15 protein-coding genes are annotated in these 17,045 nt (G+C 55.0%); 8 read left to right on the forward strand and 7 right to left on the reverse strand.

All coding sequences use genetic code 11. The annotated features are described in order from the left end of the window. On the forward strand, nt 1-4,830 hold a 4,830-nt coding region (locus WG891_RS24615), incomplete at its 5' end, for an autotransporter outer membrane beta-barrel domain-containing protein (protein WP_337265232.1). A gap of 134 nt (nt 4,831-4,964) precedes the next feature. Here the strand turns inward: WG891_RS24615 and WG891_RS24620 are convergent. Further along, a protein-coding gene (locus tag WG891_RS24620) for an IS1 family transposase (protein WP_337261375.1) occupies nt 4,965-5,662 on the reverse strand; the annotation gives its coding sequence in 2 pieces (ribosomal slippage) (nt 4,965-5,413 and nt 5,413-5,662; 699 coding nt in all). 98 nt (nt 5,663-5,760) lie between these two features. Between WG891_RS24620 and WG891_RS24625 the strand changes: the two genes are divergently transcribed. From WG891_RS24625 to WG891_RS24635, 3 genes are all read left to right on the forward strand, one after another. Continuing rightward, nucleotides 5,761-6,204, forward strand: a complete 444-nt coding sequence (locus WG891_RS24625; protein ID WP_076942988.1) for a YhbP family protein — start codon at nt 5,761-5,763, stop codon at nt 6,202-6,204. 96 nt (nt 6,205-6,300) lie between these two features. After that, nucleotides 6,301-7,290, forward strand: a complete 990-nt coding sequence (locus WG891_RS24630) for a DUF1176 domain-containing protein (RefSeq protein WP_337261590.1) — start codon at nt 6,301-6,303, stop codon at nt 7,288-7,290. Between the two features lie 74 nt (nt 7,291-7,364). Continuing rightward, a complete protein-coding gene (locus WG891_RS24635; protein WP_337261374.1) occupies nt 7,365-7,991 on the forward strand; it encodes an NAD(P)H-binding protein in 627 nt (208 codons plus the stop codon). A gap of 28 nt (nt 7,992-8,019) precedes the next feature. On the opposite strand, the gene WG891_RS24640 is transcribed toward WG891_RS24635, so the two are convergent. After that, complete coding sequence (locus WG891_RS24640; RefSeq protein ID WP_337261373.1) at nt 8,020-8,274, reverse strand: hypothetical protein; 255 nt, start codon at nt 8,272-8,274, stop codon at nt 8,020-8,022. Between the two features lie 337 nt (nt 8,275-8,611). On the opposite strand from WG891_RS24640, the gene WG891_RS24645 reads away from it, so the two are divergent. Together WG891_RS24645 and WG891_RS24650 are read left to right on the forward strand one after the other, a co-directional pair. Continuing rightward, nucleotides 8,612-8,899 (forward strand): type II toxin-antitoxin system RelB/DinJ family antitoxin, encoded by a 288-nt coding sequence (locus WG891_RS24645; protein WP_076942986.1) that lies wholly within the window; start codon nt 8,612-8,614, stop codon nt 8,897-8,899. An 8-nt stretch (nt 8,900-8,907) separates the two neighbouring features. Continuing rightward, a complete protein-coding gene (locus WG891_RS24650; RefSeq protein WP_337261372.1) occupies nt 8,908-9,183 on the forward strand; it encodes a type II toxin-antitoxin system RelE/ParE family toxin in 276 nt (91 codons plus the stop codon). On the opposite strand, the gene nrdG is transcribed toward WG891_RS24650, so the two are convergent. The 4 genes from nrdG to WG891_RS24670 all read right to left on the reverse strand — a co-directional run bounded on the left by nrdG (nt 9,180) and on the right by WG891_RS24670 (nt 14,145). Continuing rightward, on the reverse strand, nt 9,180-9,644 hold the full coding sequence (gene nrdG, locus WG891_RS24655; protein WP_076942984.1) for an anaerobic ribonucleoside-triphosphate reductase-activating protein: 465 nt from the start codon (nt 9,642-9,644) through the stop codon (nt 9,180-9,182). The two genes, WG891_RS24650 and nrdG, sit on opposite strands and share 4 nt — an antisense overlap. A 31-nt stretch (nt 9,645-9,675) precedes the next feature. Then, nucleotides 9,676-10,551 carry an FKBP-type peptidyl-prolyl cis-trans isomerase N-terminal domain-containing protein gene (locus WG891_RS24660; RefSeq protein WP_337261371.1) on the reverse strand — a complete coding sequence of 292 codons (876 nt, stop codon included), beginning with the start codon at nt 10,549-10,551 and terminating at the stop codon, nt 9,676-9,678. A gap of 210 nt (nt 10,552-10,761) precedes the next feature. Further along, a complete protein-coding gene (gene nrdD, locus WG891_RS24665) occupies nt 10,762-12,900 on the reverse strand; it encodes an anaerobic ribonucleoside-triphosphate reductase (RefSeq protein WP_156293994.1) in 2,139 nt (712 codons plus the stop codon). 336 nt (nt 12,901-13,236) lie between these two features. Continuing rightward, on the reverse strand, nt 13,237-14,145 hold the full coding sequence (locus tag WG891_RS24670; protein ID WP_156293993.1) for a LysR family transcriptional regulator: 909 nt from the start codon (nt 14,143-14,145) through the stop codon (nt 13,237-13,239). A gap of 383 nt (nt 14,146-14,528) precedes the next feature. Here WG891_RS24670 and WG891_RS24675 point away from each other — a divergent pair, with 383 nt between their 5' ends. Beyond that, nucleotides 14,529-15,053, forward strand: a complete 525-nt coding sequence (locus tag WG891_RS24675) for an NAD(P)H-dependent oxidoreductase (protein WP_156293992.1) — start codon at nt 14,529-14,531, stop codon at nt 15,051-15,053. On the opposite strand, the gene WG891_RS24680 is transcribed toward WG891_RS24675, so the two are convergent. Beyond that, nucleotides 15,050-15,349, reverse strand: coding sequence for a GIY-YIG nuclease family protein (locus tag WG891_RS24680; protein WP_156293991.1), 300 nt, complete (start codon nt 15,347-15,349; stop codon nt 15,050-15,052). The genes WG891_RS24675 and WG891_RS24680 overlap by 4 nt on opposite strands. Before the next feature lie 885 nt (nt 15,350-16,234). Between WG891_RS24680 and WG891_RS24685 the strand changes: the two genes are divergently transcribed. Then, entirely contained in the window at nt 16,235-16,873 is a 639-nt protein-coding gene (locus WG891_RS24685; RefSeq protein WP_076942978.1) for a helix-turn-helix domain-containing protein, read from the forward strand. The last annotated feature ends 172 nt before the right edge of the window (nt 16,874-17,045 follow it).

Consider the following 17,045-nt stretch of genomic DNA (forward strand, 5'->3'; position numbering starts at 1 on the left):
CTGAATAACACCACCTTCTCGTTGGCCGATACCAATGCCAGCGCTCTGGCGTTGGCTGGGCTGACCTTGGGGAATGGCAGCGTGACCACGGTGGGGGTCGCCGGCACGCCGGGCACCGAAACGCTGCGCGCCCTGACGCTCGACGGCGGTACGCTGAACTTTACCGGCGGTGCGCCACTGTCTAGCGCCGAGAGCACCATTACAGCTCAGACCCTGGCCGCTAACGGCGGCACCATCAATCTGGTGGGCGCGGGTTCCTGGGAGAATGTCCTGCCGGTGGTGCCACCGAACCTGTCGATCCTGGATCAGAACCGCGGGGCGACGGCGATGCAGTTGATCAGCGCCACCACGGCCAGCGGGGCCGATACTCTGACGCTGATGATTAACGGTGTGACGGTCGCACCAGGCCAGGGCGTGGTGTCGGGGATCGATCAGAACGCGGTGCATGTGGCGGATGCGACCTATAGCTACTTATTGTCCAATACTAACAACCTGAACGCGACAGGTTTGTACCTGAACTATGGCTTGAGCATGCTCAATCTGCTTCAGGACAGCCCCAACGCGCTGGTTATTGCCACCGATACCAGCCCGGATTCCAACAAAAATCTGACTGCGCAACTGACCGGGGTGGGCGGCGTTGCCTTTGATGCCAGCAACGGTGCGTTGACCGTGACCAACAGCCAGAACAACTACACCGGTAGCACCACGATAAGCGGCGGCGATGTGCTGCTGGGCAGCAACAATGCCTTGGGTGCCACCTCATTGCTGACGGTGGCCAGCGGTGCCAGCCTCAATAGCAACACCTTCAACCAGACGGTAGGTACGCTGACCAACCAGGGCACCGTCACGCTCAATACGGGCGTGCTGACCAGCGGACTGCTGACCAACACCGGTGTGCTTGATCTGGCAGGCGGTACGCTGAACCTGTCGTCAGGGGGCACGTCGGCCGCCCCTGGCGGCTTGACCGGGGCGGGCACGCTGAACGTGAACGGCGGAGATTTGGCGCTGAGCGCGGCCAACGGCGATTTGTCAGCCACTACCCATATTGCATCGGGAGCCTCCGTCACCGCGAACGCGGCCAATGCCCTGGGCACCAGCGCGGTGGATGTTGGCGGTACGTTGAACCTGAACGCCGCAGACACGCTCGCCAACGTGCTGAGCGGGGCTGGGACCATCAATACCGATGCGGCGGTGACCCTGAGCGGCAGCAACGCCTTCAGCGGCACCCACGCTATCAATGCGGGCGGCGCGCTGACGGTCAGCGCGGCCAATAACCTGGGCACCTCGGCGGCCCGGGTCAATCTGGCCGATGCCACCTCACAACTGATATTCAGCGGGTTGAGCGGGGATGTGGCCAATACCCTGAGCGGTGTGGCTAATTCGACGGTGACCGTGAATAACGGGGCCACTCTGTCACTGTCCGGTAATAACAGCGGCTTTGCAGGCCAGTTCGGCATTACCGGCAACAGTGCGCTGAGCGTCAGTCAGAACGCCAATTTGGGCACCGCGTCGGTCACGGTTGATGGCGGCAGCCAACTGGTGTTTGCCGGGTTAACCGGCACGCTGAGCAACCAACTAGGCGGGGAAGGCACCTGGTCGCTGTCTAACGGCAGCAACGTGTTGCTGAACAATGCCAATGCCTCGGCCTTTATCGGCACGGTGAGTATCAACGGCGGTTCAGTCCTGAACCTGGACAGCATTGATTGGTTCAACCCTGCCGCCACGGTGGATATTGTGAGTGCCAGCGACACCCTGAACATCAGCAACAACGGTGATTTCACCTTTGATAACCGCCTGTTGGGCGCTGGGGTGTTGAATATCAATACCAACAATAACCTGTTCAGCTTTGGCAGTAACGTGGGGGCCGGGTTCATCGGGCGGGTCAATCTGCAGAACACCCAGTTCCAGTTGTCGAACAACAACACCACGAGCAACAGCAACACGGTATTGAATCTGGAAGCCAACAGCCGCACGTCGGTGGGGGACGGGGTACAGGATATCGGCGCGCTGGAGATGAACGGCGGGACGTTGATTTTCAGCAACATCATTGATAACAGCGGGTTGTTAACCTCGGGCGGTACCGTTGCAGCCAACAGCATCGATACCACCGGGGGCGGCACGGTCAGTGTTAACCTGCCGCCGAACGTCTCTCCGAGCCTGGAGGGGATCAGTACGCTGGCACTGGATACCGGGGCGATTGTGGTGGATCTGGTGAAGGGGGCTGCGACCGGCACCGGGCGTGAGCTGACCCTGACAGACGGCAGCAATGCGCCGATCATCCAGGACTATTTTGAAGGCATCACCAACCCGAACAGCAGCGTGGTGGCGGCGATGGGGACCTTTGGTTTTGGTCTGACCACTGGCGATCAGCGTGATGGGTTGTACGTGAACTACAGCCTGAAGAGCATGGATCTGCTGACATCGGGCGATGAGGCGCTGGAACTGGTGGGAACTGCGAGCTTTAACGGCATGCCGGGTAACGAACTCTTTGCGCAAATCACCGGTAGCGGGGATCTGGCGATCACCGAGGCGGATCCGGGCGCGATCATCGTGCTCTCGGGCACCCAGAATGACTACACCGGGGCCACGTGGGTGCGGGCGGGCACGTTGCAACTGAATGCGGATTCGGCCTTGGGGAACACCTCGGAGCTGGCCATCAGCAGCGGTGCGGCGGTAGATATCCACGGACACACGCAAACCGTAGGGGCGTTGAACAGCGCCGTCGACAGCCAACTGGAGCTGGGCGGTGGCACCCTGACGGTGAGTGAAGGCGGTGTGGTTGACGGTGCGTTGGTTGGCACAGGCGATTTGGTACTGAGCAGCGGGACGCTGGCGGTCAATCATAACAACACCGGTTTCAGCGGAACCACCACCCTCGACAGCGGTGCGACGGCGGACGTCACGCAGGCCCAAGGGTTAGGCACCGGTGATGTGGTGGTGAACGGTACGCTGCAACTGGATGGCGCAGCAGGTGGGCTGTCAGCAGCCACCCTGGTCAACGCGTTGCAGGGCAGCGGCAATACCGTGCTGAGCGATGGGGCCTCGGTCACCCTAGGGGGAAATAACAGTGCCTATGTGGGCACCTTCACCACCCAGACGGGCACCACCCTGACGGCGACCCAGGGCGATAACTTCGGTGCTGCGTCGGTCCTCAATGCGGGCAGCCTGGTGCTCAATACCGCCGGCTACTGGGATCTGACTACGCCGATCAGCGGCAGTGGCAGCCTGATGAAACAGGGGAGCGGAACCGTCCTCATCGGTAACAGCCCGGTGAGTGCTGGTATGACGACGGTGCAGTCGGGTACGCTGCTGGTGGGTACACCTCCGGTGGATGCGCCCGTGCAGCAGGCCGCACCAATGGCCTTTGCCCTGGCCTTACCGACGGCGTCTGCCTCGGTGGGCAGCGCCACGCTGACCAGCGACGTGACGGTGCAGGCCAACGGCACCTTTGGCGGTGATGGTCAGGTGATCGGCAACGTGTCCAACGCCGGGAACCTGGTGGTCGGGCGTGCCGCTACCGGGGGCAGCTACAGTGATTTCATCATCAACGGCAACTACGTGGGCAACGGCGGTAACGTCGCCCTGAATACCGTACTGGCCGGGGACAATGCGGCCACTGACCGGCTGGTGGTGACGGGCAATACCTCCGGCACCAGTACGGTCAGCGTCAGCAATATTGGCGGAGAAGGGGCGAAGAACATCAACGGGATCCAGGTGATTAACGTCGGTGGGGCTTCGAACGGGGTCTTTACCCTGAACGGCCGTGCCCAGGCAGGGGTGTTGGAATACTTCCTCTACCAGGGGACACCGACAGACACGACAGACGGCAACTGGTATCTGCGCTCCAACTATCAGGACAAGGTGGTGACCTACAACCCGGAATCCGGGGCCTTTATCGCCAACATTGCCGCCGCCAACACGTTGTTCAACACCCGGTTGGAGGATTTACACGCCGGGGATAGCCGCGACAGCGGTGATGTGAGCGGCACCGAGACGCGCTCCAGTCTGTGGCTGCGTCAGGTGGGGTCACGCAACAAATTTGAGGATGCGTCCGGCCAACTGTCCAACTCAAGCAATCGCTATGTGGCACAGTTGGGAGGCGAAGTGTGGGATACGCAGTTTACCGGGCAGGATCGCTTCGGGTTAGGGGTGATGGCTGGCTACGGGCGCGCAACCGGCACCACCGATTCGGGGGAAACCAGCTACAAATCCGACAATAGCCTGACCGGGTATACGGTCGGGGTGTACGGCACCTGGTATGCGAATGCCAGTGAACGCCATAGCCCGTATGTGCATGGCTGGCTGCAGTACGAATGGTTCAATGCCTCCGTCAGCAGCAGTGCCTACGACAGCGGTAATTACCATCTGCGCGGTGTCAGCACCTCGCTGGAAGGCGGCTATCCGATTGAAATTTATCAGGGTGAGGAGAATAATACCTATATCACACCGCAGGCGCAGTTGACGCTGAACGGGGCGAAGATGAGCGACCTGCAAAACAACGGCTCTCTGGTGCAGCAGGATGGCAACAACAACCTGCAGACCCGTCTGGGGGCCAAGCTGTCGAACGACACGCTGATGGGGAAAGACAAGTCACGTATTCTGACCACCTATCTGGATCTGAACTGGATCCATAACACCCGCCTGCCGGGCGTAAGTTCAGATGGCCTGGGAGTACAGCAAACCGGCAGCCGTCATCTGATCGAAGTGAAAGTGGGGGCTGAAGGCAAGCTCAGTAACAACCTGAGCGTGTGGGGCAACCTGACCCAGCAGATAGGGCAGAAAGGGTATGATGACAAGGCGGCGATGCTGGGGGTGAAATACAGCTTCTAAGCCTGGTGAGATGTTGATGAGCGCGGGCTGCCTAAGCGGGCAGCCCGCGGTTAACAGGGATAATGATTGGCAGGCTGGGGGGCTTCAGGCTGGCTTACTGTTGCTGGTCATGTATTCAATATGTTGATGCCGCATTAAATGTAATATTCGCGTTCAATAAAAGTACCGATGACCCTGTTATGCATTTCGGGTGATTTTGAGTACCCCAGCGTCTTACGATTGAGGCGTTTCAGCCGGTTACGCAACGTCAGATTTTCACGCTCAATACGCTGTGTATACAGTTTTCCAACAATGTGTTTTGTTTTTGGAGGTTCGTCGTTGTAAGCCCTGTAACCATCAGTACACCAAAAGGCCACATTAAAACCTGAAAGCAGTTTCAGCAAGTTACGCAGCGTTTTCTTGCTTCGAGAACCAAAAACATGAGCGATAATCCGTTTCAACCGCGGCTCCCAGGCGTACCACAGCCAGCGCTGCCGTTTCTTGTTGCCGATAAATGACCACATCTCATCTACTTCGCAAATCAGTTGAATTTGCAGGTTATCCCGCGGCAGCGTGGTTACATTCCGCAGCGAGAGTTTTTTAACGTGCGCACGACGGCATTGATACTAATATGTAACGCCCGCGCAGTGTCACGAATACACGCATTATTCATCGCCAGGTCAACGATTTGGTCTTTCATTCCAGGCTGGCAGGCACGATAGGCATAATCAATCTGGAAGGTGCGTTTGCAGGACTGACAATGGTAACGCTGATGCCTCCCTTTGCCATAACCGTGTTTCTTTACAGGAGCTGTCTGTTTAAAAAACGGACACCTTACATCAACTTTAGCCATTTTATCCCACTTTCAGAACTAGAAATTTTACAATGTAATCAATACATTGAATACTTGACCCTTCAACCGTAAAGGTGTCGGTAACAGGAGTGATAACCTTGAATCCAACCGAAGACCAGCAGCACATCATTCGTTTTCTCAATAAACAGCATGTGCTCACGCTGTGCGCCGGTAATGGTGCGGAAATGTGGTGCGCCAACTGCTTTTACGTGTTCGACGCCGAGCGTATGGCGCTGTGGCTGATGACCGAGCCGCATACCCAGCATGGCGGCCTGATGCAGCAAAACAGCACGGTGGTGGGAACCATTGCCCCGCAGCCCAAGAGCATCGCGCTGATCAAAGGCGTGCAGTACCGTGGGGAGATCGCTTTGCTGCAGGGTGATGACGATCGGCTGGCCCGCGAGCGCTACTGCCAACGTTTCCCGGTGGCGAAGGCGATGAAAGCCCCGATCTGGCAGCTCACACTGCAGGAGGTGAAGATGACCGACAACACCTTGGGTTTCGGCAAAAAGCTGCATTGGGTGCGTCCATCATCTTGTTAAAATAGCCTGTTAATAACGCGACCATTAAGGAGAGATGGATTGAAAAGCAGAGATCGAGTTGCACTGGTGCTGGTGGCAGCGTTTGCCCCCCTGGTGATGGCGCAAGAGAGCGGTGTCTCTTTCAGCCACAAGAACTGGGAACTGGTATGTGACAACACCAATACCTGCCGTGCTGCGGGCTACAGCGACGGGGATGAATCCACGGGGTCAGTGCTGTTCACGCGTCTTGCCGGCCCCGGAACGGTGCCTACGGGGGAGGTGACTTTGGGGGATATCGAGTCTGATGGTGCCAACCCGGTGGCAGCGCTGACGCTGTGGATTAATGATAAATCCATCGGTGCCGTCAAAGCGGCAGCGGATGATACCTGGCGTTTATCCGAAGATCAGACCCGTGCCGTGATTAGCGCGGTCAAAGGCAGTAGCCGCGTTGAGTTTAGAGGTGGCCCGTCGCCCTTTGTGCTTTCTGGTGATGGGGCTTCCGCCGTGATGCTGAAAATGGATGACGTTCAGGGGCGCATCGGGACTCCGGGGGCATTGGCACGAAAAGGTGACAAGCCAGAAAGCAGCGTACCAGTGGCCATTCCTGCCCCGGTGATTCAGGCTGTGAAGGTGGCGAAAGCGCAGGAGCGCCCGCTGACTGCGCCAGAAATCGCGGCGTTGAAGCCCAAGCTGTTGGCAACGTTAAAGCCGGATGATTGCGACCGCCTGCAGCCTTCGGCGGATCGTGATGAGGAAGGCGAAGAGGCCATCACTCTGACTCCGCTGGGTGACAAGCATGCCGTTATCTCAGCGTTGTGCTGGCGGGCAGCCTATAACGAGGGCTACGGTTATTGGGTGATCGACAGTGCTTTGCAAGAAGCTCCGGTGTTAGTGACGACGTTGGGGTCGGATTACGGTGAAGGCGTTATTTCTTACAGTCAAAAAGGGCGCGGATTGGGCGACTGTTGGGGAATGGGAAGTTGGGTGTGGGATGGTCAAACCTTCCGCCAGAGCAGTGAAGCCACGACGGGTATGTGTCGTTATATTCGCTTAGGCGGAACCTGGAGCCTACCGACCTTTGTTGCAGATGTGAAACCCGCGCAGTAAGGCGAAAGAAAGCGTGAGATGTTCCGTTGAGAAAGGGCATCTTTGGCGGTTCGGTAGATAATAATGGAGAACGTATGGCAAGGGTATTAATCACCGGGGCTTCCGGCCTGGTCGGCGGCGAACTGTTGCAACTGTTGCAGGCCGATCCGCAGGTAACGGCGATTGTCGCCCCCACGCGGGCGACGCTGGTGCCGCACGGCAAGCTGCAAAACCCGCACGGCGGCGATCTGTCTGAACTGCTGGCGGGGTTGGATCAGCCGGTGGATGTGGTGTTCTGTTGCCTGGGCACCACGCGCCGTCAGGCTGGCAGCGCCGAGGCGTTTCGCCATGTGGATTACCAGTTGGTGATGGCATCGGCACTCGCCGGGCAGCGGCTGGGGGCGCAACACTGCTTAGTGGTGAGCGCCATCGGTGCCAATCCTCGTTCTCCGTTTTTGTACAATCGTACTAAAGGCGAGATGGAGCAGGCACTGCGCGCGCAGAATTGGCCGCGCTTGACGCTGGTGCGGCCTTCTATGCTGCTGGGCCGGGCGAAACCGCGTTTGCTGGAGCGGCTCAGCGAACCGCTGTTTGCGTTGCTGCCCGGTAAATGGCGCTCCGTCGCCGCCAAAGACGTGGCGCAAACCCTGCTGACGCAGGCCTTCAGCGCTGGCAGCGGGGTGAAAATTGTAGAATCAGACCAACTGCACTGTGCGCGGTGATCGCTCTTAGCGCTGGCTCGTTCAGCGCTCATTGATGCCCGGCAGTGGTTAAAATGCCTGCGTTTTTAACCGCTGGTTGCTGCGTGGTTTGTCGAACCGGTTGTAAATTGGCATAAAATTGTTTCCCCAGCGCCAAGAAGATCACCCCAGAAGGTGAGGCATGTGTTACTGTGCCAGTAAAAAACGTTAAATTTACCCCACCGCAAAATACCTTTTCAACGAACTTAATCCTGCCTCCCGCCGGTGTGATATCCAGGCTTAACCGGCCGTTATGGCCGGTCATTGCGCCATCTGGGGCAATCTCCCGCGGTTTGTAATATTGCAGCGCTACAGCCGTGAATGTTGGTTAGTGCTTACTCTCTTCTTACCGATAACGTTCTGATTCACCCTTGTTGCCCAATCGCGGCCAGTAAGGCCGTAGTTCGGCCATCGGTTGAGACGTAAAATTGTGAGTAAGTGCTCACTGGAGGGTCTGGTAGACAGGGGTATTGGTGTGCTGCTGCTGTTGACGAGGCCGCTTTTGCTGTGAACAAAAATCAGTCACCTGAGCTTATGGTGTTGTCACAAATGTGCTAACGTTAATGAATCATGAGCAGTAAATTATTTGAGGAGATGTGAGAATGGAAAGCCGTATCCAGTTTCGTATTGGAAACGAAACAAAGCAATTGGCGCAGAAAGCGGCAGAGGCTAAAGGCACCACCTTAAGTGAAGCCTGTCGTCAGCTAGCCGAACAACTGGCTGCCGAACAACGCATAACCGAAGAGCATGAAAATTGGCTTAAGGGTAAGGTCGACGCTGCTTTTGCCCGCTTACATGAAGGGAGTGCGGTTTATCTCAGTGAATCGCAGGCTGAGCAACGGATGGATGATGTTAAAGCCAAGGTCAGGGCCAGATACGCAGCGAAATAAGGAAAGCCATGCGCATCGAATGGGATGATGTTGCGTTGCAGGATCGGGAACGCATTTTTGAATTTCTCTATCCGTTTAACCCGTTGGCCGCAGAACAGGCCGATGCTGAGGTTGAGCAGGCGGCTAAACGGTTATTGCATAATCCGGATCTGGGTAAACTTTGGTATGGAGAGGCCCGTAAGCTATTGGTCAGCAAAGCCTCTCTGGTACTGGTTTATCGCGTTGTGGGCGATGTCATACAAGTCTTGGCGGTTGCCCATCAGCGCGAAAAATTCCCCGGCTAACGCAGCTTATGCACTACCTGATTGCTGCTACCGCGCCAAATCAGCGCCGGGTCTTTTAATTCCTGCACAAACTTGCCGTCTACCAGCACGTTGATTCGCTCGACGATCTGCTTCTGTGCCTCATTCAGTTCCCCCAGCTTATAACCGGTCCACAGCCAGATATCCTTGCCGGGGCATTCGGCGCGTACCCGCTTCACCAACTGCAATACGGCGGCGACGTTGGCAGGGTGCAGCGGATCGCCGCCGGAAAGCGACAGCCCTTGGCGCGGCACGCGGCTGTCGTTGAGATCGGCCACGATCTGCTCTTCCATCTGCGGCGTAAACGGCAGGCCGGAGTCTAGCCGCCAGGTGCTTTGGTTGTAGCAGCCTTTGCATTGATGTACGCAACCGGCGACAAACAGCGTGCAGCGCGTGCCGGGGCCGTTGACCACGTCGATGGGGTAATACTGGTGGTAATTCATTTTTTATTCCTTTCCCCCTGGCACGGCAGAACTAGTGCTGTTTATTCACACTATGGATAGATATGGTGTAAATCACCACCGCCTCCGGTTTTGCCACATCAGGCGAGACTTTTACTGCAGAAGGAGGGATGACGACCTGAACTTCACCCCCGTCACGGATCAGCTTCACGCTGTCGCGCAGGATCGGCGGCATATTCGCTACCCGGAATATTTCGAAGGCGTTATCAATTTTCGGGCCGTCAACCACGGTACCGTCAATGAGAGTACCTTTATAATTTACCTCAACGGTATCCGTATCTTTCAGGGGCGCGCCAGTGCCTTTATTTTTTACGAAGTAAAACAGCCCCTGCTTGGTCTTTTTGACCCCTTCCTGTTTGGCAAACGCCTCCAGCCACGCTTTATCTGCGGCAACCATTTTGTTTTTTCTGTCCTGCATCAGAACCTTAATCTGTTCATCCAGGACGCGCAGCGTGTCATTAACATCTTGCTCGCTCATTTTGCTCTGATGGTTAAAAGCGTCGCTGAGGCCTGCCAGCAAAATATCTTTACTGAGCGTGATGTGCAGTTCTTTCTGTTGCGCAAGCTGGCTGTCTATGTAGTTTGCCAAGGCTACGCCGGTTGCATAAGCGCGTTTTTGTTCTTCACTGTCTAGCTGCAACGCTGGAGTGGGGCTTTCTGCCTTGTTTTCTGTTTTCTGCTCGGTTGGTGGCTCAGTGGGTAACGGTGGGGCCAACAACGCCGTTGGCGCAGGCTCTGCCACCGGAGTGTTCACGGCCTGAGTGGGTTCAGCCAGGGTATCAGCAGCCCGTTTTTTCTCTGGTACTGCAACATCGATGATGCGTGATGGCGGCATCATTATGGGCGGAATGGCAAGAATTGAGAGGGCTGATGTCTGCGCCGTCGTCACGGGTTCTCCCTCGCTGGTGGCTGATACATAGCCTGGGAGCGCCAGGAGACTGAATAAATACACCTTTTTGAATGAGAAAATAAAAGACATCGCTAAACCTTGAATAAACAATGATTACGGGCAAACAGCAAAAGAGCATAAGAGGTTTGGCCACAAAAGCAATTCTTGCCTTACGGAAAGGTGTCATCCGCAAGGCTTAAAGGATATCGATTAACCTATCTGCCCATTCCCCAGGTGTTTCACCCGGCGTTTTACCTCTTCCTGCTTACCGGCATTGAACGGCCGTGCGTCCGGGCTGCCCAAATAGCCGCAAACGCGGCGGGTGACCGACACTTTTGCCGAATCATGGTTGCCGCATTTCGGGCAGGTGAAGCCTTTGCTGGTGCAGGAGAACTCGCCGGTAAAGCCGCACTCGTAGCACTCGTCGATCGGCGTGTTGGTGCCGTAATAAGGCACGCGGGTGTAACTGTAGTCCCACACGTCTTCCAACGCCTTCAGGTTGTGCTGCAAATTCGGGTATTCGCCGTAACAGATGAAGCCACCGTTGGTGAGCGGTGGATAAGGCGCTTCGAAATCCAGCTTGTCGTAAGGGTTCACCTTTTTCTCTACGTCGAGGTGGAAACTATTGGTGTAGTAGCCTTTGTCGGTGACGCCCGGCACCACGCCGAACTCGCTGGTGTCCAAGCGGCAGAAACGATCGCACAGGTTTTCGCTCGGCGTGCTGTACAGGCTGAAGCCGTAGCCAGTTTCTGCTTTCCAGCTTTCGGTGGCGGCCTTCAGGCGCTCAACGATGGCGATGGCTTTGGCGCGCAATTGCTGATCGTCATACACGTGCTTCTGCCCACCGAATAGGGCGTTGATGGTTTCATGCACGCCGATATAACCCAGCGAGATCGACGCCCGGCCATGTTTGAAGATCTCGGCGATATTGTCGTCGGCTTTCAGCCGCACGCCGCACGCCCCTTCCATATACAGAATCGGTGCCACGCGCGCCTTGATGCCTTCCAGGCGTGCAATGCGCGTCATTAACGCCTTTTTCGCCAGCAGCAGGCGTTCATCCAGCAGCGCCCAGAAACGGCTTTCATCGCCGTGCGCTTCCAGCGCGATGCGCGGCAGGTTCAGGCTGATCACGCCGATATTGTTGCGGCCATCGTGGATTTGCTCGCCGTTTTCTTCGTATGTCCCCAAGAAGCTGCGGCAGCCCATCGGCGTTTTAAACGAGCCGGTAACCTTCACCACCTGATCGTAATTGAGGATATCCGGGTACATGCGCTTGCTGGCGCATTCCAGCGCCAATTGCTTGATATCGTAATTGGCATCGCCAAATTTGTGGTTCAGGCCGTCGCGGATGGCGAACACCAGCTTCGGGAACACCGCCGTTTTGCGGTTTTTGCCCAGCCCGGCGATGCGGTTTTTCAGGATCGACTGCTGGATCATGCGCGATTCCCAGCTCGTTCCCAGGCCAAAGCCGAAGGTGACAAACGGCGTCTGGCCGTTAGCGGTGTGCAGGGTGTTCACTTCGTATTCCAGCGACTGGAAGGCGTCGTAACACTCTTTCTCGGTACGCGCCATCGCATAGCCTGCCACATCCGGGATCTGCCACTGCTGCGCGATCTCTTGGTGCTTGCGGAAGCTGGCGGTGACAAAAGGCGCCAGGATCTCATCGATCCGGTTGATGGTGGTGCCGCCATAAATATGGCTGGCCACCTGGGCGATGATCTGCGCGCTGACGGCGGTGGCGGTGGAGATCGACTTCGGTGGCTCGATCTCGGCATTGCCCATCTTGAAGCCGTTGGTCAGCATGCCTTTCAGATCGATCAGCATGCAGTTGAACATTGGGAAGAACGGCGAGTAGTCGAGATCGTGATAGTGGATCTCGCCCCGTTCATGCGCCAGCACCACGTCGCGCGGCAGGATATGCTGCTTGGCATAGTGCTTGGCGACGATCCCGGCCAGCAGATCGCGTTGGGTGGGGATCACCTTACTGTCTTTGTTGGCGTTTTCGTTCAGCAGCGCCACGTTACTTTGCTCCACCAGGCCGCGGATCTCCTGGTTCAGCCGCCCGCGCAGTTCGCGCGACACATCGCGATCGTGACGATATTCAATGTAGGTACGTGCCAGTTGCTTGTAGTGGCCAGCCATCAGTTGGTTTTCAACCGCCTGCTGGATCTCATGGATGTCGACACGCGGGCGTTGTTCCATCTGTTGAGCGACCACACGGGCGACGGTAGCGCAGTAGTCGGCATCGATCACACCAGCGGCCAGCGCGGCCCGCTCAACGGCCTGCTTGATGCGCTCTTCGTCAAAAGAGACCTGACAGCCGTCCCGTTTAATCACTACTGGTTTCACGTTGTTACTCCTGTTCCCGTTGGGGAACGTTACACCCGCATGTTGGGGTATTGGCACATTTTCGGCTTATCCACAGGGCAATGCCGCAGAACACAAGGGCTGCGGGGGAGTGTGGATGACGCTGTGGATAACTACTATATATAGATAATTAATTTACTGTGAGCACTATATATGGGTGTGTCGTCGGCTTTTTTGACCTGGGACAAAGAATTCAGGAGAGCGTTTGAAGGATGTACAACGGTCAATTTCAGGAAGAATGGCAGCCCTTGCTATCAGCGGGCTGAACGCCAAATGGCCGTAACACGCCAAAATCGCCAAAGCGTGATGACGATCGCATCACGCCGGAGGGGGGCGAAAATGGTCCAGTAAAAAATCAACCCAGGCACGCACCCGTGGCGGCAGATCGGCCGAGGCGTAATACAGCCAGATTTGGGTTGGCCGTGGCCAGTATTCCCGCAGTACCGGTTGTAACGTGCCTTGAGCAAAATGCTGTTCCGCATACCATTGTGCCAGGTAAACCACGCCCAGCCCGGCGAGGGCGGCATCCAGCAGCATTTCTGGCTGGCTGATCATCAGGCGGCCAGGCAGATCCAGTGCCTGAGTGATGCCGAACTGCTGTAACCGCCATTTAACGCTGCGCCCGGTGGCTGGGTTGCGGTGCAGCAGGCAATGGTGTTGCCGCAGATCTGCCGGGATTTGCGGCGTGCCCTGCTGGGCCAGATACTCGGGAGCGGCCGCCAGCACCATCTGCATTGGGTAGAGCGGGCGCGCCACTAAGCGGCTGTCGGGATCGATCTGGCTGCCGATCCCAACGTCAAAGCCTTCCCCCACCAGATTCACCACCCGCGCATCCAGTGACAGATCCAGATCGATCTGCGGGTAGCGCGCGAGAAACTCTGGGATCAGCGGCATCAGCATCTGGCGGCCAAAGCCGGGGATCATGCTGACGCGCACCGTGCCGGTAGGCTGCTGCTGTGCGTTACCCAGCGTTTCCAGCGTGGCGGAAAGCGCCTGCCACAGCGGAGCCACCTGAGCCAGCAACGCTTTGCCCTCTTCAGTGAGCAGCACACTGTGGGTATTGCGCTGGAACAGGCGCAGCGCCAGCTTTTCTTCCAGCACGCGGATATTTTTACTCACCGCAGCGGGCGTGACGCCCAACTGGCGCGCGGCGGCGGAAAAGTTTTGCGTCTGGGCCGCACTGAGAAATGCAGGCAGCAGACGGTGCACGTCAAAAGGCAGCGACATCGTGGTTGATACTTTAGGTTGAAATTAATGTGACTGATAACAGCCTACACCGGAAACGGCAGAAATGAAAAAATGGGGCAAGTTAATAACCTATTGGGTTAATAATGCCGGTCAGTTAAACGCAAAACTGCATAATCATGCCGCAATGGCTAAAGGAGTCGCCCCCTGTGGGAGAGGGCCGGGGTGAGGGGACTGGTTAGCCTTAACTGACAAGCATTACCTATTGGGATAGGCTCTATACCCAAAATAATTCGAGTTGCTTGTAGGCGGCAACGGAGTGAAGCCCTAGGAGCATAGATAACTATGTGACTAGGGTGAACGAAGGCAGCCAACACCCAAGCAACTTGAAGTATGAAGGGTATAAATCAATTAAGGATCGAATTATGTCTCGTACTCTCGTGTTAACCGCCCACCGGTCCCCGGATGATTCCCGGATCAACAAAGCGCTGATCGCGGCGCTGCGCCCATTGCCGAACGTCACCGTACATGAACTGATGCGCACTTACCCGGATTACCAGATTGACGTGGCCCGCGAGCAGGAGCTGCTACAAACCCATGATGCCATTGTGATGCTGTTTCCATTTTACTGGTATAGCTCACCGGCGATCCTCAGTGAATGGCAGGATGCGGTATTAACCTACGGTTTCGCTTACGGCAGCGAGGGCAACAAGCTACATGGCAAACCGTTGCAACTGGTGGTGACCACCGGCGGTAATGCGCAGGCCTACTCGCCGGAAGGGTATAACCGCTATCCGGTGGCTGACTTACTGCGCCCGTTTAACGCTATGGCCAATCTGACCGGCATGGATTACCTGCCGCCACACTTGGTGCAAGGGGTATTTGATATGAGCGATGAACGCTTGGCGCAGGAAGCGGCTGGCGTGGTGCAGTTGGTACAGCGTCTTTAAGCTTTTTGGCGCATCTCTGTCAGTAAATCATTCAGGCAACTGGGCTGATGTATCACCAGGTTTTCTTTCTGTTTTTTGCTCAGTTGCTTAACCCGATATTCCAGCTTCAGTGCCGTTGAGCGATCGCCTGCCTGGCAGTGAAAAACCAGCTCCAGTTCACCTTTACCCCGCAGCGCTTTTGCCCCTTTACCGGCCTGATGCTGCGCTATACGCCGCGCCACATCGGTGGTGATGCCGGTATACAGCATGCCGCCCGGCATGCGCAGTATATAAAGGTGCCAGATAACGTCATCCATTGGTGTACAGACCATTTTTCAAAGTGATAGGGAAGAAGGTATGGCCTTAGCCGCAGGGTGTAACACAAGGATAGGTCCCATTACGGCCCTTCGGTGCGCTAGTTCCAGATACTTCAAGCTTAAAACGACTTTGCCATCAACCTCAGGATATGGATATATCCGTCATCAATCAAACCGCAGAGCTTGGGCTGATGCCGGGGCGTTATAAGCAGATTTGTCACTCAAATGGCCCCAGTCCACAGGAGCGTGCCCCAAAAGCCCGTCACCGGTGTTGTCGGGCTTGAACATGGCTTTGCCTTGCTGACGGTTTTTTGGCGTTGCGGCGGCATCACGCTGAATTAAGGGACACAGCCTAAATAAGACTAAAATAATAGGGTGATTATACCCTTCATACTTCAAGTTGCTTGGGTGTTGGCTGCACTCTTTCACCCTGGTCACATAGTTCGCTATGCTCCCAGGGATTCATTCGTTTGCCGCCTACAAGCAACTCGAAGTATTTTGGGTATAGATGGCTAAAACGTATAAAAATTAATCATTCTTACCAGGGTAAGAGACCGATCTGGTGCATAAAAAATTGGTCAAATGACCTATTAATTAACATTAATCACTAATCAGTTAGTTTTATTAATGTCTATCTGCCGTTAATTATTTGGAGTAATAAATAGTAATTACGTATTAAATTAGTTTTTTATTCCATTTATCGGTGTGTTGCTATTTCTTTTAGATGAATATTTTATTTTGAATATTCTGATGCAGATTCCAATTATTTTCTATAACATCTTGCAGTAAAGTTAAGTGATTCTGAACATTTAAAATGTATGTTTTGGTAAGGGAAGGTAAGTGGGGAAAATAGCGTGGACTATTTTGTAAAGTGAATGGTGAAGTATGTTTAAAGTTGAAAAGCCCGATGTTGCATTCCGTCGTCTACTGAATGAACTGCTTCCTTATGCAGAAAAAATAGTGCCAAGGCAGCCGGGGGAAACGACTCAAGGTGTTAAAATAGAGTCAGAGCCTGACTTTTTTAATTTATACCTTTTGGAAAGAGGCAGTGCTAATCTTTGTCGATTAGATGACAACCTTATCGTTTCTACAGTTTTTTCTCCTTATGTTATTGGTTTGGCCTGTTATCCGGGGGGCGGTGTCTATTATTCGATCGAATTGGGGGCAGATAGTTGTATTTATCAAATACCTAGGACGCGTGCGCAATATTTGATTAATAAGTTAGAGTTGCAAAAGGAGCTTATAAGTATTATTTCTTATAAGTTGTCAAGAATGTGTTTTCGCGATAATTGTATCTTTAAATATAAGTCTGAAGATATTGTGAAAGGCATGTTGGCTCATTTGATGGAGTTTCCTGAGGATTTCAGGAAAAATACCTCTGTACTGGCGTTTATTGAAAAACGCACCACGCTATCACGCAGCAGCATTCAACGTATTTTAGCGACATTAAAAAATGAGAGCAAGGTGCATATCGTTAAATCCCGATTGGTAAATATTTGCGATCTCTCTATGACGCGCAAGTAGAAATAAAAAACCTTATACTTCAAAAGCATGGTGGAGTTTTTCACCCCTGTAACACTCTCTGTGAGAGGAGCGGAAAACCGTTCCACACCCGTGCTTTGACAGTGACGAGCCGATGCCTTTCTGTGATGTTATTCATTCATCGCACAGCGACAGTTTTATTAAAGAAAAATCA

The organism is Serratia sp. MMO-28, from assembly GCF_037199905.1.
Taxonomy (GTDB): Bacteria; Pseudomonadota; Gammaproteobacteria; order Enterobacterales; family Enterobacteriaceae; genus Chania; species Chania oryzae.